The sequence below is a fragment of the Marinobacter sp. F3R11 genome (assembly GCF_003318275.1).
In the GTDB taxonomy this organism is placed as follows: Bacteria; Pseudomonadota; Gammaproteobacteria; order Pseudomonadales; family Oleiphilaceae; genus Marinobacter.
This window is the reverse complement of the sequence record NZ_QOCH01000017.1, coordinates 16,901-43,335: the sequence shown is the minus strand read 5'-3', so window position 1 is coordinate 43,335 and position 26,435 is coordinate 16,901. Positions and strand designations below refer to the sequence as shown.

Sequence of the window (26,435 nt, the reverse complement as noted above, 5' to 3'; positions counted from 1 at the left end):
TATATGAGAAGCGTCGTACTGATCCCAGCTCGCTATGCGTCCTCCAGATACCCTGGAAAACCTCTCGTCAACCTCATCGGCAAACCAATGGTTATCTGGGTTGCGGAGCTTTCAGCACAGGCTGTCGGTGCTGAACACGTGTACGTGGCCACAGATGACCACCGTATTGCTGATGTCGTGAATGCGGCCGGCTTTCAGACTGTGATGACCAGTCCGGAAGCATTAACTGGAACCGACCGGCTTGCCGAAGCGGCGGAACAGATCGATGCGGACGTATTTATCAATGTGCAGGGCGATGAACCATTGGTTATGCCAGAAGATATCCTGAGAATCCGAGACGCTAAACTGGCTGACATGGGTTCGGTTATAAACGGGTTTAGCTGGATATCCGGGCAGGAAGATGTTCACAGCGTTAATATCCCGAAGGTCATTACCACTGAGAACAACCAGCTCATTTACATATCCCGGATGGCCCTGCCCGGTTTCAAAGATTCAAAGAATGCACCTCAAGCCTACAAAAAACAGGTGTGCATTTACGGATTCAGTAAACCCCAGCTGGCAGCATTCAAACGTTTTGGGCGAAAAAGTCTGCTGGAAAAATCTGAAGACATAGAAATCCTGCGCTTTCTCGAACTTGGAGTGCCAATAAAGATGATAGAAACCCGCCCGGGCAGTCTGGCCGTCGACGTTCCGGAAGATGTACCCGGCGTCGAGGCTGTACTGAGGGAACGGTCATCGTGATTCGTGAAAAATCGGAATACCGCACCTTGGTTTTTGACTGTGACGGGGTCGTTCTGGACTCCAACCGTCTCAAGACTGACGCATTCTTCAAAGCAGCTCTGCCTTATGGCGAGGACCTTGCGCGTGAACTCGTGAACTATCACCGCAACAATGGGGGCATTTCCAGGTATCGCAAGTTTGATTATTTTCTCAGTCATCTGGTTCCCGAAGGGACCAGAGGACCTTCCCGCGACGAGCTCCTCGCAGACTATGCGAAGCAGGTCTTCGAGGGACTATTGTCGTGCGACCTTGTTCCTGGCCTGAGCCAGCTAAAGGAATCAATGCCCGATTGCCGCTGGCTGATCGTCTCCGGCAGTGATCAGGAAGAGCTAAGGGATGTTTTTGAGAAACGGCAACTCTTGCCCTTTTTTGAAGGAGGAATATTTGGCAGTCCGGACAGTAAAGATCAGATCCTTGCCCGGGAGATATCCTGCGGAAACATTCTCAAACCAGCACTCTTCCTTGGCGATAGCCGGTACGATCATGAGGCTGCCCGGAATGCAGATCTCGACTTTGTTTTTATCAGCCAATGGACAGAGTTCAGACAGTGGCCGGACTACTGTCGCCTAAACAACATAACCACTCATCCGGTCTTGCCCTGGTAACCTTCTTCCAGTCCAAGCCACCGCCCCTGAAGATCCCCTGCACCTTCCTGGGGCCAATTCAGGCGTTCCAGCGAACGACGAAGTCGCGCCAGATTTGCCGCTTTCCAGGGAGCGGCCCGCGTTGATTTTTTCTTAACCTCGCCTTTATCAAAATCGATCAGATAAAAGCCTTCATCCCGGACCAGAATATTAAAACAGTTCAAATCGGCATGACATATACCCGCATCATGAAAGCGGCGAAGTGTCTCACCAAGCGCCCGCCAACGATTCAGGGACAGGTCTCCAATACTGTCCGCCAAGGGCGCGGAATTCTTCAACCGCTCAATAAGAATCACGCCCTGATAACAGGCTATAGCTGTCTTCCTGTAACTTGCTGCAATAGGCCGGGGAACAGGAAATCCCTCGTCATGCATTTTTAACAGGAGCCGGAATTCCGCAAAAGAACGAACCCGCTTTTCGCCAAGATAGAGATAATTGGACTCAGAAAATCTTGCAACAAAGCCGCCGCGCAGATACTTTCGCAATACTGCCGACATGTCCTCCGTCTCTACGAACCATGCCCCTCCGCGACCGCCGCTGGTGACTGGCTTCGCCGCGGCACCCCAGGCATCCGGATCAAACCACTCCGGAGTGACAGCGGCACCATAGTCCTCACGGGCTATAGATACAAAGTCACGTTTTCGCGAAATATACACACCCTCTGCCATCACAACTCTCTTCATATGAATGAAATGGCGTTCAACCGTCCCGAACGATCTGAGACGATTTCCGCTGAGTCAGTTAGAATACTCCAAAGTTTATCAATGATCGCGAGCAAAGCTCCATGGAAGGCCATAAGGATTTAATGAAACCCCAAAGGACTTCGGTTTGATGAAATCAGTCTGCATTCTTCGCCTGTCTGCGATAGGTGATGTCACCCATGTCGTGCCTGTTGTTCTCAGTCTTCAGGAGCAGTGTCCGGGCATCCAAATCACCTGGGTTATCGGTAAAATTGAATCACGATTGATCGGCGACCTTCCCGGCGTCGAATTCATAGTCTTCGACAAAAAAAGTGGCTGGCGTGGCTACGTTGACCTCTGGAAAACGATCAGAGGGCGCAAATTTGATGCACTACTACACATGCAGGTCGCACTCAGGGCAAACCTCGTTTCTGCATGTATCCGTGCAAAAATCCGGGTAGGGTACGACCAAGCGCGAAGCAAGGACCTGCACGGATTGTTTATCAACCGACGGATTCCCGCCGCCAGCCAGCAGCATGTCCGGGACTGTCTTGCGAGTTTTCTGACGCCATTGGGCCTGAAACCCGCGCCGGCAAAATGGCTAATACCGGTTTCTCAATCCGATCGGAATTTCGCCTCGATTTATTTGCGACAGGATCGGAGGAATCTGATCATCAGCCCATGCGCCAGCCATATACTCCGCAACTGGTCACCTCACCGCTACGCACTTCTGGCCGACTATGCAATCAGGGAACATGAAATGAACGTCATCCTGGTTGGCAGTCCTGCCACTTTTGAAATAGATTTTTGCAATTCCATTGCAGATCAAATGCAGGAATCTGCTGTTAATATCTGTGGTAAAGATACCCTCAAACAATTGACAGCATTAATGGCCGAAGCTGACCTTGTGGTTGCTCCGGATACCGGACCAGCCCACATTGCCAGCGCAATGGGCACTGACGTTATTGGCCTTTACGCTGCGAGCAACCCCTATCGTTCCGGCCCCTACAACTCATTACAATGGTGCGTTAATCATTACGGTGAAGCATTGGAGATGTATACCGGAAAGACTATTGAGTCGGCCCGTTGGGGAGCAAAAGCTGAATTTGAAGGCGCCATGGATTTGATCCCGGTGGATGAAGTCTGTGCGAAGCTTGATGAGTGGATAGCACAGCGAAGCAACGAAACCATCCAATGACCTGCTTCCCACAATTCTCAACATTCGTGTCCTGGCTGTCCCTTAAAAGCACCGCTGAAAAGCTATTTATCGCGGCTCTTGCGACCTATATTTTCTTCTACCTCCCCGCCCTCACGGCGTATCGAGGGGCCGAGAGCGCAATGATTCTGGCCTTTGTCTGGCTGGCCTTCGTTTCAGGCAGAAAAACAGGGCTCAGATCCCTGGTCATCCATGATCCGCTGTTTCTGGCATGCACGATAATGCTGGGATTCCTTGCTCTCGCAAGGTTATGGTATTCCAGCAGCCTACCGTCGGACATTGAGCCGGGAACTCGTGAAACACGGTATTTCCTGAAGCCGATAATGGTATTCCTCGTCGCGCTTGGTATGGGAGTGATTGCACGCCCTTATCGATGGCACCTTCTACTATTGAGCGCACTCGGGCTTGCTACCTACTTCCTGACAACTATCGGTACTGGCTACTGGACCCAGGCCTGGGCAGGAAAACGGACGGACTTTGGCATTCACAATGCCCAGCACACAGCAATGTTCTGCGGCGCAGCCCTTATAGGCCTCTCTTGTTTCACAGTCCGTATTGTCACAAATCACTCATCACGCTGGCACCGCGTAGCGATACCTCTTGTCGTCCTCACGTTTGCTGTCCTCACATTTGTGTTTATAAGCGCCCAGACTCGGGCTGCATGGCTGGGCATTCTCATTGCAAGCATCCTTGCCCTGGCTGTAGCCGGCAGCCTTGTACGAAAAAACAGACACAGGACTCATGGCCAGAAGAGCAGAAAAGCCATTTTTTTTCTGACACTACTCATCTTGTTTGGGGCAGGACTTTCCGGCCTCAATGCGCCAGAACGGATCAAAACTACGTTTAGCAACCACGATTTCGCCCTGGCCCCTTACATCACGCTTCAGGACCACACTACCAACCCTGTCAGTAGTCATGGTGTTCGACTGTTTTCCTGGCGAGTCGCTCTGGAATGGCTAAAAGAACGCCCTCTGATGGGCTGGGGCCCGGGAAGCGTTGATGACCTGATTGATGAATCCGAGTTTTTTTCCGATTCGTTCAAGAAACGCTTTGGCCACCTCCACAACTCATTTATCGAGAGCCTTATTGCGAACGGGTTGGTGGGAACAGCCATTTTGCTGGCCATGATCGTCTGGCTGGGCATAGCAACATTTGTAGCCCACAGAAAAGGTCAGATGCCCAATGATGTTTTCATTTTTGCGGTCAGCTTTTTCGGGTTCTGGATTACCATAAACCTGTTCGAGTCATATGCCCTTTACACAACAGGGCATTATATCAATGCCGTCACAGGTGGGTTCATATACTCTTTCTGTATCCAATCACATGATGAGGAAGCGAGCCCATGAACCGCCGAATCCATGTTGCCGCCTGCTGTGACGAAAATTACGCGCCTTACGTTGCAGTAATGATGCTCTCGGCACTGTCCTCCACTGTGGATACACCGATTACATTTCACCTGATTAACTGCAGCATTTCGCCTGAGAGCATAAACAAGCTTCAGGATCTCATTGCCCGACACAAAAGCACCCTTGAGATCTATCAGCCGGATGACCGGCTTTACCGGGGCTTGCCGACCCTAAGGTATGGCGAGGCAGTCTACCAGCGTATAAATTTGCCCGAGTACATACCCACTGATATTGAACGAATCCTGTACATCGATGCTGACACACTGGTACTTGGAGACCTTAACGAACTATGGCAACTGGATCTGAAAGGTCATCTGGTTGCTGCCGTTGAGAATCTGTCGCCGCGGGCATGTAAGGATATTGGCTTTCCGCGCACAGAATACTTCAACTCCGGCGTACTGCTGATTGATCTTGATGGCTGGAGGCGTGAGAGCATTCATAAACAAGTTACTGACTATGCCAGAAAGAATGCACACCGACTCCAGTATGTCGACCAGTGCAGCCTGAACGCCGTACTCCGTGGTCGCTGGTTGCGGCTGATGCCGGGCTGGAATCAACAGTCGGATATCTACAAAGTCTTAAAGAAATATAGTGAAGGGGGCTCCTATTCGCGGGAAAGCATGGAGGAAGCGATTCTGAACCCAAAGATCGTGCATTTTACGGGCAAGAAAAAGCCCTGGAAGGTCTATTGCTTCCACCCGTTCAAAACACAATACAAAGAACGCCTAAACACTACGCCTTGGGAAAATCTTCCCCCGCCAGATGGCGAATTCAAGGTCTATCTGAAGTACTATTTCGCATTAAGACAGCGCTGGAAGTGCCACAAACGGCAATCAGCTGTCAAAAAGTTCCAACGGAGTAAAACCCACCATGACACATGAACAGCTCCGAAGCCTGCCACCGAACTCCATCGGTGTGGTTGCAAGTTCTGACAACAATTATGCCCCTCACCTGACGGTATTGTTCTACTCTCTGCTGGCAAACTGCTCAGCACCGGAACGTGTCTCTTTATTCTGTCTGGACGGCGGAATATCTGATGGGAACAAGGCAAGAATGAACCAGGAGGTCAAGAAGCTGGGCGCTTCTGGCGTCGACTTTGTCTCTTTCAACAGTAATCGGTACGACAACCTGCCGACAATCAAGCACATAACCTCATCAGCCTACTACCGAATATCTATCCCCGAAATATTTGATCAATCTGTGCACAAATTGATCTACCTTGACTGCGATATGATCGTCAAAGGCGATATTGTCGAGTTATGGGAAACCGACATCTCTGATTATCACATTGGCGCTGTCGAAAACCTGTCTGGCCATACCTACAAAAAACTGGGAATCCCCCAAAACCAATACTTCAATTCCGGCATGCTGCTAATCAACCTTGACCTCTGGCGACGGGACGGGATACCGGAAAAAGTATTCAGATTCAAAAAAGAAAACCCCGACAGAATAAGCACCAATGACCAGTGTGCGCTCAATGGGGTACTGCACGACAAGTGGAAACATCTACACCTGAAGTGGAACCATCAAACCGGCCTATACCGGCCTGGTGAGCAAACCGCAGCCTTCCCGCAAAGCGAAATCGAGGAAGCAACCCTCTCGCCAGGAATCATCCACTACATTGGCTGGGACAAGCCATGGAGGAAAGTACGCTTTCATCCACTGGCGGACGAATATGATCGCTTTGCTGATCAGCTTGAGGTATCGCCAAGATCAAAGCCAGGCTTCGGCGATTACCTGAAGGCTTATGCTTCTGTATCTCGCCTTAAGAAGTTGAGACGACAATTAAAGTGGCAGGCCTGGTACAGAGAAAAAGGTTATGACCTGTACCACAAATAAAAAAGGCGCCTAAAGGCGCCTTTTTTCAACGACCTACTTTCTGGCCGTATAATCTTGATACGATTTTTCCTCAACGAAACGTGACCCCAGCGCCAGGTTGATTTCCTTTTTGATCGCAGCCCGCTTGTCGTTGGTCACATATACAGCACGCGCCAGCTCAATAAATTTCTGCCCAAAGTTCTGTGCGGCTTCTTCATCCCGAATATCGTCTTCAATTACCCAAAGCTCTTCGTTAACCGCTTTCAGCTGCTTCCGCAGCTCAGAAATTGCATTCTGGTCCTTTACGGCCTCATTCCAGGTCGCGCTGAGTTCATCCAACTCAAGCCGGACATTCTGCAGTTTGACTTCATCCTTGATACGTTCGGATTTAATTTCCAGAATAGTGATCTTGTCTAGGACTTCGCCGAACGAAACCGGAACTTTAATGACATCAGCCATTTTCTGCACCTGTCGATTTGATGAATTTAAAAACAAAGAAGCCGCCCGACTGCCTGGCAGCAGAGGACGGCCACAGATTTATTCATTCTCAGCTTTTAACCGGCGTCAACCAGTCACTGTGCTGCGGGAGCTTCCCTTTAACCGCATCGAAATACATAGCCTGCAGCTTTTCAGTAACCGGTCCGCGCTTACCTGCGCCAATGACACGACCATCCAGTTCACGAATTGGCAACACTTCGGCTGCGGTACCCGTAAAGAAGGCCTCATCCGCAATGTACACTTCATCACGGGTGATGCGTCGCTCTTTTACCGGGATGCCAAGATCGGCTGCAAAATCCAGAATCGTCTGGCGGGTAATGCCTTCCAGACAGGAGGTCAGCTCCGGCGTATGCAGAACACCATTGCGCATGATGAAAACATTCTCACCTGAGCCTTCCGCTACATAGCCTTCATTGTCCAGCAAGAGTGCCTCTTCACAACCACTGGCGATGGCTTCATTCAACGCCAGCATCGAGTTGATGTAGTTGCCGTTAGCCTTGGCCTTACACATGGTGATGTTGACGTGGTGGCGAGTATAAGACGAGGTACGCACTTTAATGCCAATTTCTTTGGCTTCTGGCGACATGTATGAAGGCCAGCTCCATGCAGCAACCATCACATGAACTTTCAGGTTATCTGCACGCAACCCCATGCCTTCTGAACCCAGAAAAATCATCGGGCGCAGGTAAGCTTCATCAAGGTTATTCTCACGAACCGCCGCGCACTGGGCGTCGTTCAGCTCTTCTTTACTGAACGGCACTTTCATATTCAGAATATGGGCAGACCGGAACAGGCGGTCTGTATGGTCCTTCAGTCGAAAAATAGACGCGCCATTCGCAGTGTTGTAGGCTCGCACCCCTTCAAAACAGCCCAAGCCGTAATGCAAAGTGTGGGTCAGGACGTGTGTTTTGGCTTCACGCCAGGGAACCATTTCACCATCCAGCCAGATAACGCCATCGCGATCAGCCATCGACATTCTTCGTTGCTCCTAAAAAAGCAGTTTTCGGGGATCGGATATTCTAGCAGGAATTTTTGATAGAACGACACCCAGAGCGGCTATCCCACCATGATTTTCTGCCAGACCGACCGGATAAACCTCCGCTCGTCCGCAAATGCATCGCCCTCAACCTGACTGTTAAGATTCTGGAGCGCCCTCCGATGAATACTTGAACGCAACGTTATGTATGCTTCACGTAGTTTTTCTGCATCATCCACTGACAACACACCGGCCCGCCCCAGCTCTTCCAGTTGCCGGATATTATCAGACCATCGGGTCAGTTGCGGGTAGCTCTCACACCATGCAAGCACGAGATATTGCACCATAAACTCGATATCCACTATTCCACCGGCATCGTGCTTGATGTGGAAAACCTCCCCGCTCTGGCTTTCTGGGGTACCCAGGTTCGCACGCATTTTTTCACGCATATCCAGCACCTCCCTGCGTAAGGCGCTTTTATCACGGTGCTGGCATAGAATATCGTGCCGGATTGCCTCAAAAGCCCCGAGTGTTTTTCGACACCCGGCCACACCCCGGGCCCGCGCAAGCGCCTGGTGCTCCCATGTCCATGCATCCTTGCGCTGATATTTTTCGAAAGCCTGCAGTGAGCTTACCAGTAGCCCGGAATTGCCCGACGGGCGCAACCGCATATCGACTTCATACAGTTGTCCCGAAGGCGTCTGGGCATTGAGTATGTGAACAATCCTCTGCCCCAGACGCGTATAGAAAACAGCATTATCAATGGGCTTGTCGCCATCCGTTGTCAGCTGCGGGTCCGCATTATGGACGAACACCAGGTCCAGATCCGACGTGTAACCAAGTTCAACTCCCCCAAGTTTCCCATAACCTATAACGGCAAAATCCGTTTCATTGGATGCGCCCTCACCCCCACCGGGCATGCCATGGCGAGCAACCAGATTGGCAAACGCCACATCCACAACGTGATCGAGAACAACCTCAGCAATCCATGTCAGGTAATCACTTACCTTCATCAATGGCAGAGTTCCTTTCAGCTCGGAAGCGGCGACCCGGAGCGAGTGAGCCTTTTTGAAATGCCGCAGCGACTCCATCTGATTTTCCAGATCATCGTACGAAATCCGAAGCATCTGCTGGCGCAGGTCGTCCTGCAGCTCCTCTTTTGCCGGTGGCGTATATAGACTTTCAGCATTGAGCAGTTCGTCCAGCAGAAGTGGCGTTTCCGCCAGCTGCCGAGCTATCCAGGGGCTCTCACTGCAGAGCCTGACCAGCTGGGTACGGGCGCCCGGATTCTCCAGCAGCAAAACCATGTAGGCAGTTCGGCGCAAAATCGCTTCAACCAGTTGCAACACACGGGACAGGGTTTCTGACGGGTTCGCTACCTGTGCCAAGGCTTCCAGCAATACCGGCATGAACTGATTCAGCCGTTTACGCCCCTGAGTCTGCATAGTCTGAACTGTGCGACTGTCTCGCAGGCCGCCAAGCAGGCTCAGACTGCCGGCCGGATCTTCATAGCCATGCTGCTCCAGCCACTGAGCATCTGACGCCTCGTCAGCCTCCGCCAGCCAGAGCTCGAACCAGCCTTCATCAAGAGGCGACTGTACGCCCTCTTCATCGTCTTCCGTGGTGATGATGTTGGCAAAGTGGGCAGCAACTTTTCCACGGTGATGTTCCAGCACTTGCTGACACCCCTGCCAATCGTCAAAACCCATGACCAGCGCTACCCGCATTCTTGACAGCTCATCTTCAGGCAACAGTTGGGTCTGCTTGTCTTCCAAACCCTGCAATGCGTGCTCAAGATTACGGAGAAAAACATAGGCATCACGAAGCTCATTTATTACCAGCGAAGGCAGGAGCTCGAGCGCTTCAAGCTCACTCAGAATTACCAGCAGTTCCCGCTGCTGCAACTCCCTGTCCCGGCCTCCACGGATGAGCTGAAAGGCCTGCACCACAAACTCGATTTCACGGATACCACCGCTACCAAGTTTTATGTTGTCTTCCAGCCCTTTTCTCCGGACTTCACGACTTATCATCGCTTTCATACTGCGCAGAGATTCAAAGGCACTGAAGTCGATATACCTGCGATAAACAAACGGTTTGAGACTTGCCATAAGAACCTGACCTGCCTCCGGATCACCGGCCACCACGCGGGCCTTCACCATAGCGTAGCGTTCCCAGTCCCGCCCCTGATCCTGGTAGTAGGTTTCCAGCGCAGCAAAACTCAGCGCCAGAGCGCCACTCTGGCCATAGGGCCGGAGGCGCATATCCACACGGAACACAAAACCATCGGAAGTAATCTGATCCAGAGCCTGAATCAGGCGCTGCCCCAGCCGGATAAAAAACTGCTGATTATCGAGAGAACGGGGGCCTCCACGAGTTTCGCCGTTTCCCGGAAAAGCGAAAATCAGGTCAATATCCGAGGAAACATTCAGTTCACGCCCACCCAGCTTCCCCATTCCAATCACTATCAGCGACTGTGGCGCCTCGGAGCCAGATACCGGGTCCATACCCCAGGGCGTGCCGTACTGCTCACAGGCCGCATCGTGCAGCCAATCCAGGGCACCCTGAATGCAAACGTCTGCAAACGCGCTGGTTGCCGCCATGGTTTCCGATAAATCAGCCCAGCGCATCAGGTCCCGCCAGATAATGCGAAACTGTGTTTCCCTGCGGAATCGGCGTAACGCAGTGTGCAAAGAGGGTTCGTCTGTTACATCCCCAAGATATTCATTCAGACGCTCCTGAAGAAACTCCGGAGTAGTCGGTTCACTCAGAACCCGCGACTCCAACAGAATTCGCACCTGCTCCGGATGCCTCTCAAGGGTCTGGCGCAGGAACAGGCTCCGGGCCATTGCCTGAGCGACGACTTCTGCCGAGATGCCGGCATCTACTTGCAGCCAACCGGGCAGACCCGCCGGAAATACCGATGGCCAACTGGTAGCGACATCGTCCGCCAGACGCGACGGAAGACAACTCCATGGCTCAGACATAATGCAAACCCCTGTCTCTCTGTTATATTTCCGTTACTGTATAACGAACTTAACCCAGACTGAACAGGCCGACACCGGATGCTGAGAAACCGTTTTCCCCTCAACGCCGAACACGAGAACACTCAGGTACCCAGGGGCGGACTCATTCGGAAGCGGGTAAAGCGCCTGTTCCTGATCTTGATAGCGCTGCTGGTTACCCAGATATTGATTATCTGGTCAGTTGAAGACCTGACTCTGTTTGAGTCACTGTGGATGACAATGACCACCATCGCCACGGTAGGCTACGGTGACTATGCTCCGGCAACCTATATCGGCCGGATCAGCACCATCCTGCTAATGTTCGTAGGCGCTATCACTATGCTGACACTGATTGTCAGCGACTTTATCGAGTACCGGTTCTACCGCCGGGAACGCATTCTCACCGGACGCTGGATTTATAAAATGAACAACCACATTGTCATCATCAACACGCCGAAGCATGGGGGCGTGACCTATTTCATGCGCTTCGCTACGCAGATTCGCTCGGTAGAGGGTTATGAAACCATTCCCATTATGCTCCTTACCCGGGAATTCCCTAACGGTCTGCCGGCCGAACTGTCTGATCTGGGCATCGTTCATTTCCATGGATCAGGGTTCGATCCCGAGGCCCTGAAAGCCGTGCACGCCGGAAGCGCAAAATATATTGTAGTGCTGGCAGCGGATGAATCAGATCCTCATTCAGACAGCCTTACATTCGATATAGCCCACCGCCTGGGCGAGCTCAACCTGGGTTCGAAAACGACGGTAGAGTGTGTGACCGATGCCAACCGCAGCCGCTTTAAAGCACTCGGCGTTCGGGCTGTGATACGTCCTGTTCGCACCTACCCTGAAATCATGGTGCGCGCCGTGGTTGCCCCTGGCTCCGAAAAAGTCCTGGAAGACATGTTCAATTATGAGCAGGACCACCCACACCGGTACGACCTGAAGCTGGACGACCTTAACTGGGCAGATATTGTCAGCGCCTTGATTCGTCATGGCATAGGCACAGCACTGGCATACATTGATGAGAACGATGAAGTTATCTGTCATCCGCCTGTATCCGGAGAAATTCAGGGTAAAGGACTTATTGTTCTGGTCAAATCAACCGACACACCGGATCTAGAGGTGGTCAAGGAGGCACTGCAGCGCTATCGCACGTTTATGGAGAAGTGGAGAAATATGCAGGATAGTGCGACACCCAAGACCTCCCCGGCAGCCGAGTAATCACTTTTCCCGGTATTGCCTGTGGCATGGAAAGCCTCAAAACGCAGGCTGAGCATAAAGCTCGGGGCAGCCTAGCAGCCTGCCTGACGACTCAGCAGCAGACCCAGCTGACACCGACCCACTTCAGGCCCGTTGAGTAAGTCACGCAACGGTTCACCCCTGACCAGACGCTCAACAACAGAGGAAAAAGACTGCCCTGATCCGCACGCTTCAGCTTCGGCATGAAGCGCCTGAACATCTACACCATCAAAAGATACAGCACTCTCCGTCAGCCATGCTTTACTGAGCTGCCGCAAAAAACGATCAAGATCATCATTCCTGATATTGGAATTAGTGGATCCATTTGTATCAGTCGGTTCAGCCACCCGAATCCCGGCGAGATAATACCCCTGCTCGGCTTTGCTGATCAGATTCAGGAAAACCGGACAGTGTCGGGCGAGTCTTTCAGCCCAGACCAGGAGGCGGGACGAATCACCGGATTTAAGCTCAAACTCTACTTCGTGAAGTGGTTTCTGGCGGCCGGCACACTTAATGACACCAGTATCCAGCGCGCACTCGATCACGGCCTCACCATCATCCAGCATGACAATCTGCCGGGTAAAGTTGGTTTCAAACACAGGTACCAGCCTGGTGAGGTTTATATTATCCCCAAGCGACGTGTCAGCAAGCAGATCCAGCGATAACGAAGCTCCGGCGACAGGCCATTCCCATTCCTGACGGCGATGAGCACCGCCTACAAACTCTCCCCGGGTTTTTAATGTCTGGATATAATGGCCTTCGACCTGCCGGATACGAAGAGCTGCATGCTGACGATTAAGCTCGGCCTCAGGGGTATCGTAATAGCAGTTCACCAGGAGCCTTCTGCCCCCTTTTGCAGCTTCAGGCCGGGCCAGCAGCCAATTCAGCACCGTTTTGATGCAGCTCGGATCAATACTCAGCTTGATTTCCAGCTCTTCAGCCATGCTATTTGCACCGTTAAATTCCACATATCCCAAAAACAAAAACCGGTGACCCTGAGGTCACCGGCTTTCTATACTAACTGATTAGCTGGTTAGCTGATCAGAAGTAGTATACAGCACCAACGGCAGCGATAGTTTGCTCGTCGCCAGTAGCGGCAGTGCCGTCTGGGTCAGCATAGATCGTGCTGTCAGCGTTAGACAGGTAACCTTCGAAGTAAACGTACATGTTGTCTGAAACGTTGTGCAGGGCCTGCAGAATGATGGTGTCATTCTTGTCGTCAGTTGCGTCAACATCTTGCACTTGGTAAGACAGTGCAAACTGGTTCGCACCCAGGGTGTAAACACCCATCACGCCCATGATGTCATCAACGTCTTTGCGAGTCTGGTATTCACCGATCAGGCTGAAGTCACCCATGCTATAGGTTGCAGTCAGACCATAGCTGTTTTCGTTGTTTGGACCAGCACCGCCGTCGTTAGAGTCCATAGCAGCGGACAGTTCCAGAGCATCTACTGCATAGGTAGCCACCAACTGGTAAGGATAGGACTTGTCGGTGCCGCCTTTAGTGTCGTTGTCACCATTGATCTGAACAGCTGCTGCCAGAGTCAGGCCACCGAAGGACGGAGACATGTATTGAATCAGGTCGCCTTCGCCGGTTTCGTAATTGGCGAAGATGTCAGAACCGTATTCGTGGAAGTTACCGATTTTAACGATAGCACTCTCGTATACGGAGTCATCAGAACCAACCCATACCTGACCGAAGCTGTCGCCTTTCACACCGATGTAGGCTTCATCCAGTGCGTCGATACCGTTGCTGCTGGACTTATCGTCAGCGTTGATGCCTTCGAGTTCCAGCTTGAAGAAGCCAGTAATGCCCGGAGCAATCTCGTGATCGTGCTTGATACCCAGGGTAGAACCGTTATCAGCGTGCTCAACTGCAGAACCGGCACCGTCAACGTTAGTGTGGGTCAGCACGTACTGGATGTTACCGTACACTGTCGGCAGGTTGCTTTCCTGAGCCAGCGCGGTGCCAGAGATAGTGGCCGCAGCGATAGCTGATGCAATGAGTGTTTTCTTCATGTTGTATGTCCTTTTGCGAGTTAATTCAGTTTTTAGCAACGGGTCAATCCCGATTTCTGTAAGGCGCCCCAGCACGACTGGATGGCTCCGATTCTACGATTGCCATATGTCAGGTTTGTGACATAACAGCAACTTTTCTTATTGTTGGGGTCTGAGCTTTGCCAGATCTTTATAGTTCATGCACTTACAGCGCTCTCTTAAAGCGCTGGATTATAATCCTGTTTTAATACAACATCACTTCGTTTGCAAATTTTTAACGTCGCCCTGTTAGCTCATTTGGAACCAGAAGCGCAAACCCTTATTCCTGCATGCCTCCAGGCCCCGCCAGCTCTTACCTCTGAGCGCCTCGAGTTGAAAGCATAAAGGTCACCGGGCCATCATTAATAAGACTCACCTTCATGTCTGCACCAAAACATCCCGCTCCCACTCGTTCAGGACTCATGTCTGCCCGGGCACATTGAAGGAACACCTCGTAGAGCTTTTTAGCAATATCCGGGCCAGCAGCTACGGAAAAACCCGGACGAGTACCGGAAGACGTATCTGCAGCAAGAGTAAACTGGGGAACCACGAGGAGAGCGCCACCGACGTCGAGTACACTTCTGTTCATACGGCCGGCATCATCGGGAAAGATACGGTAAGTGAGAATCTTCCGGCATAACTCTTTCGCCTCTCTCTGCTCATCTCCCTGTTCCACACCTAGCAGCAGCAGAATGCCTGCGCCTATCCGAGCAATCTCACGACCCTCGACCTCAACGCTCGCTTCCGAAACTCGCTGGACAAGTCCTTTCATCCGCTTTTGTGACCTCTCAGGCCATACGAGGGTTAAAATCGTGTAAGATTGTAGCCATGCCCAAAGGTCCTCGCAACCCTTATCACACTATAAAATATCACCCTGCATTCCCCCCCGCTTTCGCAATAACTTCATCAACACCACGGATAAGAGCATCGACAATTGCTGGCTCAGAAGCAGAATGCCCCGCATCACGAATAATTCGCAGCTCAGCGGTCGGCCAGGCCCTGCTGAGAGCGAGCGCATTATCCAGCGGGCAAACCATGTCGTAACGACCATGCACGATAATACCGGGAATGTCCCGGAGCTTGTGAGCGTCCCGGATAATCTGATTATCTTCCAGAAACGAAGCATTCATGAAGTAGTGGCATTCAATACGCGCCAAAGCAATTGCAACATGAGGGTGACCAAAGTGCTCAACAACGCGCGGATTAGGCTGCAGGGTAGCACAACGCCCTTCCCAGACCGACCAGGCTTTTGCCGCCTGGATCTGTTCCAGCTCGTTGTCGCTGGTCAGGCGCCGATAGTAAGCACTCACCATATCCCCACGTTCGCTCTCTGGTATCGGCGCTTCAAACTCTTGCCAGTAATCCGGAAATACCCGACTTGCGCCATCCTGATAGAACCACGCAATGTCCCGTGGGCGGCACAGGAAAATACCGCGAAGAACAAGACCCAGCACTCTCTCGGTATGCGCCTGGGCATATACCAGGCTAAGAGTGGAGCCCCAGCTCCCACCAAATAACAGCCAGCGATCAATGCCCAGAAACGTGCGAATGGTCTCCATATCCTCTACCAGCTTGTCAGTGCTGTTTCCTTCCAGTTCCGCAAGAGGCGTGGAGCGACCGGCACCGCGCTGATCCATCAGGATAATCCGAAAGCGTTCAGCATCGAAAAAACGCCGATGGTAGTCTTCGCACCCACCACCCGGGCCGCCGTGAACAAAAAGCACAGGTATCCCGTCCGGGTTTCCGCTCTCTTCAACATAAAGCTCATGGGGCGGATCAACCGCCAGCTTATGCGTGGCGTAAGGTTTAATGTCCGGGTATAAATTGAGCATGTACCACTCCACCAATCAGATAGGTTTCAACAGTATTGTAGCGGAGTTGTATGCGTGGGTGCGCGGGCTTTGCATAAAGCGCAGACACAAAAAAGGCCGGAGCTGTTACCAGCGCCGGCCCTGTTCAACACACAAACATTACTTCTTGCTTGCGCGCTTACGCTCATTCTCTGTCAGATGCTTTTTGCGCAGACGAATGGACTTGGGCGTCACTTCAACCAGCTCGTCATCGTCAATAAACTCAAGCGCCTGCTCCAGAGTAAACTTGATAGGAGGTACCAGAGAAATAACCTCATCCTTGCCTGAAGCACGCATGTTATCGAGCTTCTTGCCTTTCGTGGGGTTAATCACCAGATCGTTGTCACGACTGTGTATACCACAGAGCTGCCCTTCGTAGACTTCCTGGCCCGGGTCGAGGAAAAGCTTGCCGCGACTCTGAAGCGTTTCCAGAGAGTATGTCAAAGCTGTGCCCGTCGCCATGGAAACCAGAACGCCATTCTGACGATTGGTCACATCACCGACTTTGATCGGGCCGTAATGACTGAAGGTTGAGGTAAGAATGCCTGTACCGGACGTCATAGTCAGAAAAGTATTACGGAAGCCAATCAGACCACGTGCAGGAATGGTGTATTCAAGACGCATACGCCCCTTGCCATCCGGAACCATATTGGTCAGGTCGCCTTTGCGCAAACCCATCTGCTCCATTAAAGGGCCCTGATGCTGCTCTTCAATGTCCACAATGACGTTCTCATAAGGCTCTTGCTTCTCGCCGTCCACTTCCTTGATAACAACTTCCGGGCGGCCTACCGCGAGCTCAAAATTTTCGCGGCGCATGTTTTCAATCAGAACTGACAGGTGCAGCTCACCACGGCCAGAGACTTTGAATTTGTCCGCAGAATCGCCTTCCTCAACGCGCAAGGCAACGTTGTGCAGCAGCTCTTTCTCCAGACGATCCTTGATATTACGGCTGGTTACAAACTTACCTTCCTTGCCACAAAAAGGTGAGTCATTAACCTGGAAGGTCATGGATACAGTGGGCTCGTCTACCGTCAACGGTGGCAATGCCTCAACGTTATTCATGTCGCACAGAGTGTCGGAAATAAACAGCTGATCAAGACCACTTACACAAACAATGTCACCGGCCTGAGCCTCGTCGACTTCCACTCGTTGCAAACCTGAGTGGCCCATGATTTTAAGGATCCGACCCTGACGCTTTTTACCATCCGCGCCAATAGCAACCACCGGCGTGTTGGTTTTGATCTTGCCGCGGGCAATACGGCCAATCCCGATCACACCAAGAAAACTGCTGTAATCAAGCTGGGACACTTGCATCTGGAATGGGCCGTCCAGATCTACTGCTGGAGCAGGAACATGGTCGACAATCGCCTGAAATACAGCATCCATGTTGTCGCTGAGATCTTCATGATCCAGGCCGGCAATACCATTCAGCGCACTGGCATAGACAATCGGGAAATCCAGCTGTTCATCGGTTGCACCAAGACTGTCAAACAGATCGAATACCTGGTCTACAACCCAGTCCGGACGGGCACCAGGGCGGTCAATCTTGTTGACCACAACAATCGGGCGAAGGCCGGCTGCAAAGGCTTTCTGTGTCACAAAGCGGGTTTGTGGCATAGGGCCGTCAATGGAATCAACCACCAGCAGCACACAATCCACCATGCTCATTACCCGCTCCACTTCACCACCAAAATCCGCGTGGCCCGGGGTATCTACAATATTTATGTCGTAGCCGTTCCATTTCAGGGCGGTGTTTTTGGCCAGAATGGTAATGCCCCGCTCTTTCTCCTGGTCGTTGGAATCCATAACGCGCTCGTTCTCGAGCTCTTTACGATCCAGCGTGCCCGACAAACGCAGCAGCTTGTCTACGAGAGTGGTCTTACCATGGTCAACGTGGGCGATGATGGCGATATTACGAAGTTTTTCAATCACAAAATTAATCCTGCGGCATGCACTAAATGACCTGAGAGGGTCGTTCGCAGGCCAGGCCCGCACATGCCATCTCAAATCCGTAAAAAGAACTCATCCACTCGAAGCCTGACGACTTCGGCGCCTCGCATATGCCAGTCAGAACGAAGGCCATGGCAAATGCGGAGAAAATGAAGCGGCGCGCAGTATATCGAAAACTCCGCACCGTTTATATGAAGAAGAACGCCTATTTCTTAATCAATTTCCCCTGGCAACCCTCACGCACCATATTGGAGCAATGCAATGACCGAGCCGCCAACGCCGCACCATTATAGGGCGAGTATAAGCGAGACTTGCCGGATATTTACCGAACCAAATTCACACAGGCTGGCTGCTGGCCCATGATCCGCGCCATAAAAACTGCTGCCGTGAAGCAACCTATGAAAACTGGCAAGCACCTTGCTTTGATCCGTTCACCAGGTTTTCGAACACTCGTTAAACCGAAATGTGAAGGTAAGCATCAGCAGCTTTTGTTAAGCTGCATAGATCTGAACAAAAGACCGGACTTCAGCCTATCCAGAGCAATCCGGGATATGATCACGAATACACCCGCGACGCGGGGTTACTTATGGAGCATCCACAATGTCCAAGACAATTGATTTGATTAAAGAACACGAAGTCAAATGGGTTGATATGCGCTTCACCGACAGTCGGGGTAAAGAGCAGCATGTCACCATCCCTGCATCCGAGATCGATGAAGATTTCTTCTCTGAAGGCAAGATGTTTGATGGCTCCTCCATCTCTGGCTGGAAAGGCATCAACGAATCCGACATGATTCTGATGCCGGATGACACCAGCTCCGTTCTTGACCCGTTCACAGAAGAAAGCACGATCAACATCACCTGTGACATTGTCGAGCCATCTACCATGCAAGGCTATGAGCGGGATCCACGCTCTGTTGCCCGCCGGGCCGAAGAATACCTGAAGTCTACCGGAATCGCGGATGGCGCCCTGTTTGGCCCCGAGCCCGAGTTCTTCGTTTTCGATTCAGCCAAGTGGAAAACCGACATGCAGGGCTCTATGTACGAGCTCTACTCCGAAGAAGCAGCCTGGGTTTCCGGCGACGACTTTGATCGCAACAACACAGGTCACCGTCCTGGCGTCAAAGGTGGTTACTTCCCGGTACCGCCAGTAGACAGCCTGCACGACCTGCGGGGCGCCATGTGCGCAGCCATGGAATCCATGGGTCTGGTTATCGAAGTACACCACCACGAAGTGGGTACAGCAGGCCAGTGTGAAATCGGCGTCGGAGCAAACTCTCTGACCAAGAAGGCCGACGAAGTTCAGATCCTCAAGTACTGCGTACACAACGTAGCCCATGCCTACGGCAAAACGGCAACCTTCATGCCGAAACCTGTAGTTGGCGATAACGGTTCCGGCATGCACGTTCACATGTCCTTGAGCAAAGATGGCAAAAACCTGTTCGCAGGTGACAGCTACGCGGGCCTGAGTGACGAGGCCTTGTACTACGTTGGTGGCATTATCAAGCATGCTAAAGCAATCAACGCCTTCACCAACCCGGCTACCAACAGCTATAAGCGCCTGGTTCCCGGCTTTGAAGCGCCGGTTATGCTGGCCTACTCTGCCCGCAACCGTTCAGCTTCTATCCGTATCCCGTACGTGACCAGCCCCAAAGCTCGCCGCGTAGAGGTACGCTTCCCGGATCCGGCTGCCAACCCATACCTGGCATTTTCTGCACTGATGATGGCTGGCCTTGATGGCATCCAGAACAAGATTCACCCTGGCGATGCCATGGACAAGGATCTGTACGACCTGCCTAAAGAAGAAGCTCTCAGCATCCCGAAAGTTGCTGAAACCCTGCAGGAAGCACTGGATTGCCTGGAAGAAGATCACGAGTTCCTGACTCGCGGCGGCGTATTTACTGAAGACATGATTCAGGGCTATATCGACCTGAAACGTGGCGAGGTTGAGCGCATCAACATGACAACTCACCCGGTTGAGTTTGAATTGTACTATTCATGCTAATACCGGGCTGCACTGAATAGCAGCACCCAAAGCCCTGCTCACCCGTGAGCGGGGCTTTTTTTATCTGGTTATTTTTGTGACCTTCGACACAATGCCACTGCTCTTAACGATATGTAACCTTCATCTCCCCATTCGCACATTGAAAAGGCCTCCCCGGCCATTGATAATCAGTACAAACATTACTGCAGGTTTGTACTTATGAATCCCAGGCTTGGAATCACCGTAGGACTGATGCTCCTGATCACAGGACCTGTCTCCGCTGCTGAGGTTTACCGTAACGTGGACGCCCACGGCAACGTAACCTTTTCTGACGAGCCGTCAAAAGGCGCGAAAGCAGTCGAGGTTAAGCCCGTTACCACGATAACCCTCCCCAAACCTCAAAATGTCCGCGAAACAGAAAAGCTCAGGGAAGAGGTAAAACGCGAAGGCTCGATCTACGAAAGCGTCTCGTTCACTTACCCCAAAGACGATCAGGCATTTCATAGTGGTAGTGGCGATATACAGTTCAGAATGAGCAGTACGCCTGGCCTTGAGCCAAATCACAAATACGAAGTAACTCTGGACGGCCAGCCAGTCGGACAGAGCACCTCCGGCTCAATCATCGTCAGTAATGTATTTCGTGGCACCCATGAAGCAGGCATCCATATTGTGGACAAAAATGGCGTCCAGATTAAATCAGGGGCTCCGATTCGCTTCACTGTTCACCGCCCTTCCGTTCAAAACTGACAGACGCGGCGCACTTCAATGGTGCTAGCGCACTATTATAGTGCACCTATATGGGCAGCAACAGCGCAACAGGCTTATGCTGCCCAGCTCCTTTCCCGAAATTTACCCTGAAATAACGCATCTCAGGGCTACTTCCTGTTTTCTTGCACCAGCACCACACCGGGACTCCAAACTGGTTCAGTTTTTGCTGACTCCTGTTATAGCGGTTGAGTAAGATGCAAGGAGCGCATGGCAAAACACCATCCCGCTCTTCCGGCTTAAAACCAACAGGAAGCACGTATGGCACATCCACCAGCCAATACAGACCAATACAAGAACATGCTGGACAATCTGGCAACAGCAGTTCTTGTGCTGGAGAACAACCTCATCATCCGCTACCTGAATCCAGCGGCGGAGAGCCTGTTTGAGACAAGTATGACTCGCAGCGCAGGGCTGCCACTCAGCGGTATTCTTTTCGATGCAGAGAGCACTCTCAGCATCCTTCGCACAGCCGCAGAAACCGGACAGCCTTATACCCGAAGGGAAACGGAATTTGTTCTAGCCAGCGGCTCCAGAAGAGTAGTGGATTATTCCGTGTCGCTCCTGGACCATAATCCCCCGGCACTGCTGCTGGAGGTGCAGCCACAGGAGCGTCTGCTGCGAATAAGTCGTGAAGAGGATCTTCTATCGCAACAGGAAACCACCAGAACACTCGTGCGCGGCATGGCCCATGAAATCAAAAACCCACTCGGGGGTATTCGCGGCGCAGCTCAATTACTGGACAGGGAACTGAACAGCGAAGACCAGCGAGAATACACCCGGGTCATCATAGAAGAAGCCGATCGCTTGCGTAGCCTTGTTGACCGCATGCTTGGTCCTAACAAGGCTCTGAGACCCGCGCCAACGAACATTCACGAAATCCTTGAGCGAGTGCGTACCCTCCTGGAGGCGGAAAGCAAAGGCCGGTTGTTGTTCCTGCGAGACTATGACCCGAGCCTGCCGGAATTTTCCGGAGACAAAGAGCAGCTGATCCAGGCTTTCCTGAACATTGCACGCAACGCCATGGAAGCAGCCTTTGAAAGCGAGGCAACTCACCCCGGCGGCAACAAAACGCCCACAATTACATTCCGGACTCGAGCCCTGCGACAGGTCACCATCGGCCCAAGGCGCCACAGGCTCGTGTGCCGGATAGACATAATTGACAATGGCCCGGGGATTGCTCCGGACCTGCGTCAGAATATCTTCTACCCCATGATCAGTGGCCGGGCTAACGGCACGGGACTTGGACTTTCCATTACCCAAAGCATCATCAGCCAGCACCATGGGCTGGTTGAATGTGAAAGTGAGCCCGGCCAGACAGACTTCATCATCTTCCTGCCCCTGGAGGGCATATCATGAGCGAACAATCCGCAAACGTTTGGATCGTCGATGACGATCGCAGCATACGCTGGGTGCTTGAACGCGCCCTGAGTCAGGCAGGCATGCAGCCCACCGTCTTCGAGAATGGTGAAAACATCATGAGGCGCCTGGCGGGCGAACAGCCCGATGCCATCATCAGCGATATCCGCATGCCCGGAGTAGACGGCATCACACTGTTGTCGCAAATTGTTGCAGCATATCCAGATGTGCCCGTCATCATCATGACTGCCCACTCAGATCTGGAAAGCGCAGTCACCAGTTATCAAACCGGGGCTTTTGAATACCTTCCAAAACCCTTCGATGTTGACGACGCCGTTGCTCTGGCAAAGCGCGCTGTTGCTCACAGCCATGAAAAACGCGCTGTTTCTCAGCCTCAGCAAGAGGCCATCCAACAGAACGCCGAAATCATTGGTGAAGCGCCGGCCATGCAGGAAGTTTTTCGTGCTATCGGCCGGCTTTCCCACTCCAACATCACCGTGCTGATCAATGGTGAAAGCGGAACCGGTAAAGAGCTGGTCGCACAGGCTCTGCACAACCACAGTCCCCGAGCACGGCATCCGTTTATAGCGCTCAATATGGCTGCCATTCCACGGGATCTTATAGAGTCTGAACTCTTCGGGCATGAAAAGGGTGCGTTCACCGGAGCAACCGCGGTTCGCCAGGGTCGATTTGAACAAGCCAACGGCGGCACACTGTTTCTGGACGAAATTGGTGACATGCCTGGCGACACCCAGACCCGACTTCTTCGGGTGCTGGCAGATGGCGAGTTTTACCGCGTTGGCGGCACAACTCCTATCAAAGTCGATGTTCGCATCATCGCTGCAACGCACCAGAATCTGGAGAAACTCGTCCAGGCCGGCTCCTTTCGGGAAGACCTGTTCCATCGCCTGAATGTGATCCGCATACACCTGCCAAAACTGGCTGAACGCAGCGAAGACATTCCACGGTTGATGCAGCACTTCTTGCAAAGAGCTGCCAGAGAGCTTTCTGTCGAGCCGAAGATCCTGCGCCCCGAAGCAGAAAACTACCTGACAACCCTGCCCTGGCCTGGCAATGTACGCCAGCTTGAAAACACTTGCCGCTGGCTCACTGTCATGGCCAGCGGCAGAGAGATTCACATTGATGACCTTCCACCAGAGCTACGTCATCAAAGCGAACCCACCACTTCCGGGGTTACCTGGCAGGAAGGCCTCAGGGCCTGGGCTGATCAGGCCCTGAAAAGGGGCGAACAATCCATTCTGGAATCCGCCGTGCCGGAGTTTGAAAAAATCATGATAGAAACAGCCCTGAAGCACACTGGAGGGCGTCGCCGGGATGCATCGATTCTGCTAGGCTGGGGACGAAACACCCTCACGCGCAAGATCAATGAACTGGACATGGACAGCATAGAAGAAGAGTAAAACGGAGCACGGCATGATTACCGACCAGGAGTCCTTGGGACATGAGAACCATAGCATTTTATAGTCCAAAGGGCGGCGTTGGAAAAACCGCTTCTGCTGTAAACATTGCCTATCTTGCAAGTTCCTGCGGGTTCCGCACACTATTGTGGGATCTCGACTCTCAGGGCTCTGCAAGCTTTTATTTGTCCGGTGGCAAGCCCGGCGAAGGGAAGAAAATTTCAAAATTGCTTGAAGGGCGAGCCCCTATTGCAGACTTTATAGAAGAAGACGTCTACCCCAACCTGGATTTCATACCTGCCCACAAAAGTTTCCGGAACCTGGATATACGGCTAGAGGAAGACGAACGTAGCCTGCCATTAAAAGAAATGCTTTCGCCTTTGGCAGAGGAAACCAGCCTTGTAGTACTGGACTGCCCGCCAGGCCAGTCCCGATTGACGGAACAGGTCCTGAAGGTCGCCGACCTTGTCTACGTACCTCTGGTTCCCACCTGGTTATCGTTAAACAGCTGGAAGCAGTTTCATGAATTTGTCTGCGACAAGAAACTAGGCGCAAAAAAGCTACGGCCTTTTTTCACCCTGGTAGATCGACGCAAAAAACTCCATCGGGAACTCATAGAGCAGAACTCGAAACTGTTTGATAAGCCGTCAAAAGCGATGATCCCCTATTCCAGTGCAGTAGAGCGGATGGGTGAGGAAGGGCTACCCCTTGAATTACTCAGCCCGAGATCACAGCCAGCCATTTCCTATCGGCAGTTATGGTCCGAGACCCGCGCCGAACTCCGGATATAAAAAAACGGCCACCGAGGCAGCCGCTTTTCTTTACAAACCCAATTCACCAGAGGTTAAAATGGTATGTCGTCATCAAAGTCGTCGACCGGCTCAGGCATGCTGCCACCCTGCGCTGGCTGGCTGGGGTTCTGGCTGTAACCTCCGGACTGCTGAGGCTGCTGGTTGCTCTGAGCAGGTGCAGCCGGAGCCGACTGCTGCTGAGGACGACCGGCAGGCGCACCCTGATTCATGCCGCCTTCACCACCGCGACTGTCCAGCATCTGCATCTGGCCATTAATATCCACAACCACCTCTGTGGTGTATACGTCCTGGCCTTCTTTGTTCTGCCATTTACGAGTCTGTAGTTTACCCTCGATATAGACCTTTGACCCCTTCCTCAGGTATTGGCCCGCCACCTCAGCAATTTTTCCGAACATGACAATGCGATGCCATTCAGTTTTCGGAACCATCTGGCCGGTCTGGCGATCCTTGTAACTCTCATCCGTTGCAAGAGTCAGATTCACCACGGCATTGCCGTTCGGGGTATAGCGGGTATCCGGATCCTGCCCGAGATTCCCGATAAGTATGACTTTGTTTACGCCTCGTGCCATGTTCTGCTCCTGATTCAGTTTTCAGCGACACCCACTCTCCTTGCGGGCCTCCGGATTTCAAGAACTGCTGCCCTGCCGGACGAAAGGGAAGTCCGCGAGCAACGCCTCATCAAAATATTCTCGATCCACCTTCAGATAAGCGGTGGCAGCATTTTCAATAATGACCACATCCTGCACTCCCGGCAAGCGGCGCAGACTGCCATCAACTTCGTCGTACTGATCGCCGACCATATCCCGCAACTGTACCACGAAACCCGAGGTATGGCCCGGCGCAGCCATAGTCAAAGCTGCCAATAACCAGAGCCCGAGAACTGTCACCATAAGCCAGACAACACCTTCGACTCCAACACGCTGCAACAGGAAGCCACCAAAAGCACCGCCCAGAAAAGCGCCCATAAACTGGGAAGTAGAGTAGACCCCCATCGCTGTTCCCTTGCTTGCCGCTGGAGCCTCTTTACTGATCAGGGATGGCAGACTGGCTTCCAGAAGATTGAACGCCATAAAAAAGAAAAACAGCACAACCCACGCGACCGGCAAGCTGCCGGATATCCCGGAAAGGCCTGCTGTGGCAAGTGTTAGCAGAGCAATAGCACCACACAAAACAGGCTTCATTTTACGCTTCTTCTCGCCAATAATGATAAACGGCACCATGGCGAAAAATGAGGTAAGCATCACGGTGAGATAAAACCACCAGTGCGAACTGCCGGGAAGCCCAAGCTGGTCCCGCAGCATAGTCGGGAACACCAGAAACAACGACGTCAACACCAGGTGCAGCGCAAAAATACCGAAATCCAGGCGCAACAGGCGCTTATCCGACAGGACGCGACCCAACATGGCTTTAACAGGATGAGTGTCGGCGCTTGTTTTATATTGATGGGGTGTCGGCACCACACGGCTGACGATGAGCAGGGCCACTATGGCAAGCACGGCGGTCGCATAGAAAATACCGGACAACCCCCACACAGCTCCCAACAACGGCCCCAGAACCAGAGAAACTGAAAACGAAAGCCCGATTGAAATACCCACGGTCGCCATGGCCTTTGTGCGTTCTTCCTCCCGCGTCAGGTCACTGAGCAGAGCCATGAGCACACTTGCCACAGCTCCGGCACCCTGAAGAATCCTGCCCGCAATAACCACGTATATTGAATCTGTTGAACCTGCGAGAACGCTGCCTGCAGCGAAAAGAATCAGGCCGATATAGATCATGCGCTTTCGGCCTACCCGGTCAGAAAGCAGGCCAAATGGTATCTGAAGCAGAGCCTGGCTCAGGCCGTATGCCCCAATGGCAAAACCCAGCAGGGCCGGTGTTGCGCTCTTGAGTTCGCCACCAAGCAACATAAAGACGGGCATTACCATAAACAACCCAAGCATGCGGATGGCATAAACCGATGCCAACGCAGCTACGGAGCGTTTTTCCAGGGCGTTCATGG

The 26,435-nt window shown here is 52.3% G+C and carries 23 protein-coding genes; 12 read left to right on the top strand and 11 right to left on the bottom strand.

The features are described 5' to 3' along the window. The first annotated feature begins 3 nt into the window (after nt 1-3). Complete coding sequence (locus DS878_RS14775; RefSeq protein ID WP_113816767.1) at nt 4-741, top strand: 3-deoxy-manno-octulosonate cytidylyltransferase; 738 nt, start codon at nt 4-6, stop codon at nt 739-741. Further along, entirely contained in the window at nt 738-1,385 is a 648-nt protein-coding gene (locus DS878_RS14770; RefSeq protein WP_222837492.1) for an HAD family hydrolase, read from the top strand. The genes DS878_RS14775 and DS878_RS14770 overlap by 4 nt, the downstream gene beginning before the upstream one ends. On the opposite strand, the gene DS878_RS14765 is transcribed toward DS878_RS14770, so the two are convergent. After that, entirely contained in the window at nt 1,364-2,092 is a 729-nt protein-coding gene (locus DS878_RS14765) for a 3-deoxy-D-manno-octulosonic acid kinase (RefSeq protein WP_187298814.1), read from the bottom strand. The two genes, DS878_RS14770 and DS878_RS14765, sit on opposite strands and share 22 nt — an antisense overlap. 163 nt (nt 2,093-2,255) lie before the next feature. On the opposite strand from DS878_RS14765, the gene DS878_RS14760 reads away from it, so the two are divergent. The 4 genes from DS878_RS14760 to DS878_RS14745 are packed head-to-tail and all read left to right on the top strand — an operon-like array spanning nt 2,256 to nt 6,565. After that, the gene (locus DS878_RS14760) at nt 2,256-3,302 is read left to right on the top strand and encodes a glycosyltransferase family 9 protein (protein ID WP_113816765.1); all 1,047 of its coding nucleotides are present in this window, start codon (nt 2,256-2,258) and stop codon (nt 3,300-3,302) included. Continuing rightward, nucleotides 3,299-4,666: an O-antigen ligase family protein gene (locus DS878_RS14755; protein ID WP_113816764.1), complete on the top strand. Its 1,368-nt coding sequence runs from the start codon at nt 3,299-3,301 to the stop codon at nt 4,664-4,666. The genes DS878_RS14760 and DS878_RS14755 overlap by 4 nt, the downstream gene beginning before the upstream one ends. Continuing rightward, the gene (locus tag DS878_RS14750) at nt 4,663-5,607 is read left to right on the top strand and encodes a glycosyltransferase family 8 protein (protein ID WP_113816763.1); all 945 of its coding nucleotides are present in this window, start codon (nt 4,663-4,665) and stop codon (nt 5,605-5,607) included. The genes DS878_RS14755 and DS878_RS14750 overlap by 4 nt, the downstream gene beginning before the upstream one ends. Beyond that, the gene (locus DS878_RS14745; RefSeq protein ID WP_113816762.1) at nt 5,597-6,565 is read left to right on the top strand and encodes a glycosyltransferase family 8 protein; all 969 of its coding nucleotides are present in this window, start codon (nt 5,597-5,599) and stop codon (nt 6,563-6,565) included. The genes DS878_RS14750 and DS878_RS14745 overlap by 11 nt, the downstream gene beginning before the upstream one ends. Nucleotides 6,566-6,598: 33 nt before the next feature. Here DS878_RS14745 and DS878_RS14740 read toward each other — a convergent pair whose 3' ends face one another. The 3 genes from DS878_RS14740 to glnE form a co-directional block, all read right to left on the bottom strand. Continuing rightward, nucleotides 6,599-7,003 carry a DUF6165 family protein gene (locus DS878_RS14740; protein WP_113816761.1) on the bottom strand — a complete coding sequence of 135 codons (405 nt, stop codon included), beginning with the start codon at nt 7,001-7,003 and terminating at the stop codon, nt 6,599-6,601. A gap of 88 nt (nt 7,004-7,091) precedes the next feature. Further along, nucleotides 7,092-8,018 carry a branched-chain amino acid transaminase gene (locus DS878_RS14735; protein WP_113816760.1) on the bottom strand — a complete coding sequence of 309 codons (927 nt, stop codon included), beginning with the start codon at nt 8,016-8,018 and terminating at the stop codon, nt 7,092-7,094. An 80-nt stretch (nt 8,019-8,098) separates the two neighbouring features. After that, nucleotides 8,099-11,002, bottom strand: a complete 2,904-nt coding sequence (glnE, locus tag DS878_RS14730; RefSeq protein WP_113816759.1) for a bifunctional [glutamate--ammonia ligase]-adenylyl-L-tyrosine phosphorylase/[glutamate--ammonia-ligase] adenylyltransferase — start codon at nt 11,000-11,002, stop codon at nt 8,099-8,101. A gap of 78 nt (nt 11,003-11,080) precedes the next feature. Here glnE and DS878_RS14725 point away from each other — a divergent pair, with 78 nt between their 5' ends. Then, nucleotides 11,081-12,244, top strand: a complete 1,164-nt coding sequence (locus DS878_RS14725; protein ID WP_113816758.1) for a potassium channel protein — start codon at nt 11,081-11,083, stop codon at nt 12,242-12,244. 71 nt (nt 12,245-12,315) lie between these two features. Here the strand turns inward: DS878_RS14725 and DS878_RS14720 are convergent, their stop codons facing one another. From DS878_RS14720 to typA, 5 genes are all read right to left on the bottom strand, one after another. Next, the gene (locus tag DS878_RS14720) at nt 12,316-13,206 is read right to left on the bottom strand and encodes a CYTH domain-containing protein (protein ID WP_113816757.1); all 891 of its coding nucleotides are present in this window, start codon (nt 13,204-13,206) and stop codon (nt 12,316-12,318) included. Between the two features lie 97 nt (nt 13,207-13,303). Further along, nucleotides 13,304-14,281 (bottom strand): porin, encoded by a 978-nt coding sequence (locus DS878_RS14715; protein WP_113816756.1) that lies wholly within the window; start codon nt 14,279-14,281, stop codon nt 13,304-13,306. Nucleotides 14,282-14,612: 331 nt separating this feature from the next. Continuing rightward, the gene (dtd, locus tag DS878_RS14710) at nt 14,613-15,071 is read right to left on the bottom strand and encodes a D-aminoacyl-tRNA deacylase (RefSeq protein WP_113816755.1); all 459 of its coding nucleotides are present in this window, start codon (nt 15,069-15,071) and stop codon (nt 14,613-14,615) included. 97 nt (nt 15,072-15,168) lie between these two features. Then, nucleotides 15,169-16,131, bottom strand: a complete 963-nt coding sequence (gene pip / locus DS878_RS14705; RefSeq protein ID WP_113816754.1) for a prolyl aminopeptidase — start codon at nt 16,129-16,131, stop codon at nt 15,169-15,171. A 138-nt stretch (nt 16,132-16,269) separates the two neighbouring features. Beyond that, nucleotides 16,270-18,081: a translational GTPase TypA gene (typA, locus tag DS878_RS14700; protein WP_113816753.1), complete on the bottom strand. Its 1,812-nt coding sequence runs from the start codon at nt 18,079-18,081 to the stop codon at nt 16,270-16,272. A gap of 618 nt (nt 18,082-18,699) precedes the next feature. Between typA and glnA the strand changes: the two genes are divergently transcribed. The 5 genes from glnA to DS878_RS14675 all read left to right on the top strand — a co-directional run bounded on the left by glnA (nt 18,700) and on the right by DS878_RS14675 (nt 24,415). Continuing rightward, the gene (glnA, locus tag DS878_RS14695) at nt 18,700-20,103 is read left to right on the top strand and encodes a glutamate--ammonia ligase (RefSeq protein ID WP_113816752.1); all 1,404 of its coding nucleotides are present in this window, start codon (nt 18,700-18,702) and stop codon (nt 20,101-20,103) included. A gap of 198 nt (nt 20,104-20,301) precedes the next feature. Beyond that, complete coding sequence (locus DS878_RS14690) at nt 20,302-20,829, top strand: DUF4124 domain-containing protein (protein WP_113816751.1); 528 nt, start codon at nt 20,302-20,304, stop codon at nt 20,827-20,829. A 279-nt stretch (nt 20,830-21,108) separates the two neighbouring features. Continuing rightward, nucleotides 21,109-22,206 carry a nitrogen regulation protein NR(II) gene (gene glnL / locus DS878_RS14685; protein ID WP_113816750.1) on the top strand — a complete coding sequence of 366 codons (1,098 nt, stop codon included), beginning with the start codon at nt 21,109-21,111 and terminating at the stop codon, nt 22,204-22,206. Further along, the gene (gene glnG / locus DS878_RS14680; protein WP_113816749.1) at nt 22,203-23,627 is read left to right on the top strand and encodes a nitrogen regulation protein NR(I); all 1,425 of its coding nucleotides are present in this window, start codon (nt 22,203-22,205) and stop codon (nt 23,625-23,627) included. Before glnL ends, glnG begins: the two co-directional genes overlap by 4 nt. Nucleotides 23,628-23,668: 41 nt before the next feature. Further along, the gene (locus tag DS878_RS14675; protein WP_113816748.1) at nt 23,669-24,415 is read left to right on the top strand and encodes a ParA family protein; all 747 of its coding nucleotides are present in this window, start codon (nt 23,669-23,671) and stop codon (nt 24,413-24,415) included. Nucleotides 24,416-24,468: 53 nt separating this feature from the next. Here DS878_RS14675 and ssb read toward each other — a convergent pair whose 3' ends face one another. Then, nucleotides 24,469-25,005 (bottom strand): single-stranded DNA-binding protein, encoded by a 537-nt coding sequence (ssb, locus tag DS878_RS14670; protein ID WP_113816747.1) that lies wholly within the window; start codon nt 25,003-25,005, stop codon nt 24,469-24,471. A 57-nt stretch (nt 25,006-25,062) separates the two neighbouring features. Then, on the bottom strand, nt 25,063-26,433 hold the full coding sequence (locus DS878_RS14665) for an MFS transporter (protein ID WP_113816746.1): 1,371 nt from the start codon (nt 26,431-26,433) through the stop codon (nt 25,063-25,065). Nucleotides 26,434-26,435: the final 2 nt, after the last annotated feature.

Excerpts from the sequence above, each read along its gene's own strand:
- DS878_RS14775 (WP_113816767.1), top strand. The coding sequence starts at position 4 with ATGAGAAGCGTCGTACTGATCCCAGCTCGCTATGCGTCCTCCAGATAC.
- DS878_RS14765 (WP_187298814.1), bottom strand. The coding sequence starts at position 2,092 with ATGGCAGAGGGTGTGTATATTTCGCGAAAACGTGACTTTGTATCTATA.
- DS878_RS14760 (WP_113816765.1), top strand. The coding sequence starts at position 2,256 with ATGAAATCAGTCTGCATTCTTCGCCTGTCTGCGATAGGTGATGTCACC.
- DS878_RS14755 (WP_113816764.1), top strand. The coding sequence starts at position 3,299 with ATGACCTGCTTCCCACAATTCTCAACATTCGTGTCCTGGCTGTCCCTT.
- DS878_RS14750 (WP_113816763.1), top strand. The coding sequence starts at position 4,663 with ATGAACCGCCGAATCCATGTTGCCGCCTGCTGTGACGAAAATTACGCG.
- DS878_RS14745 (WP_113816762.1), top strand. The coding sequence starts at position 5,597 with ATGACACATGAACAGCTCCGAAGCCTGCCACCGAACTCCATCGGTGTG.
- DS878_RS14740 (WP_113816761.1), bottom strand. The coding sequence starts at position 7,003 with ATGGCTGATGTCATTAAAGTTCCGGTTTCGTTCGGCGAAGTCCTAGAC.
- DS878_RS14735 (WP_113816760.1), bottom strand. The coding sequence starts at position 8,018 with ATGTCGATGGCTGATCGCGATGGCGTTATCTGGCTGGATGGTGAAATG.
- glnE (WP_113816759.1), bottom strand. The coding sequence starts at position 11,002 with ATGTCTGAGCCATGGAGTTGTCTTCCGTCGCGTCTGGCGGACGATGTC.
- DS878_RS14725 (WP_113816758.1), top strand. The coding sequence starts at position 11,081 with ATGCTGAGAAACCGTTTTCCCCTCAACGCCGAACACGAGAACACTCAG.
- DS878_RS14720 (WP_113816757.1), bottom strand. The coding sequence starts at position 13,206 with ATGGCTGAAGAGCTGGAAATCAAGCTGAGTATTGATCCGAGCTGCATC.
- DS878_RS14715 (WP_113816756.1), bottom strand. The coding sequence starts at position 14,281 with ATGAAGAAAACACTCATTGCATCAGCTATCGCTGCGGCCACTATCTCT.
- dtd (WP_113816755.1), bottom strand. The coding sequence starts at position 15,071 with ATGAAAGGACTTGTCCAGCGAGTTTCGGAAGCGAGCGTTGAGGTCGAG.
- pip (WP_113816754.1), bottom strand. The coding sequence starts at position 16,131 with ATGCTCAATTTATACCCGGACATTAAACCTTACGCCACGCATAAGCTG.
- glnA (WP_113816752.1), top strand. The coding sequence starts at position 18,700 with ATGTCCAAGACAATTGATTTGATTAAAGAACACGAAGTCAAATGGGTT.
- DS878_RS14690 (WP_113816751.1), top strand. The coding sequence starts at position 20,302 with ATGAATCCCAGGCTTGGAATCACCGTAGGACTGATGCTCCTGATCACA.
- glnL (WP_113816750.1), top strand. The coding sequence starts at position 21,109 with ATGGCACATCCACCAGCCAATACAGACCAATACAAGAACATGCTGGAC.
- glnG (WP_113816749.1), top strand. The coding sequence starts at position 22,203 with ATGAGCGAACAATCCGCAAACGTTTGGATCGTCGATGACGATCGCAGC.
- DS878_RS14675 (WP_113816748.1), top strand. The coding sequence starts at position 23,669 with ATGAGAACCATAGCATTTTATAGTCCAAAGGGCGGCGTTGGAAAAACC.
- ssb (WP_113816747.1), bottom strand. The coding sequence starts at position 25,005 with ATGGCACGAGGCGTAAACAAAGTCATACTTATCGGGAATCTCGGGCAG.
- DS878_RS14665 (WP_113816746.1), bottom strand. The coding sequence starts at position 26,433 with ATGAACGCCCTGGAAAAACGCTCCGTAGCTGCGTTGGCATCGGTTTAT.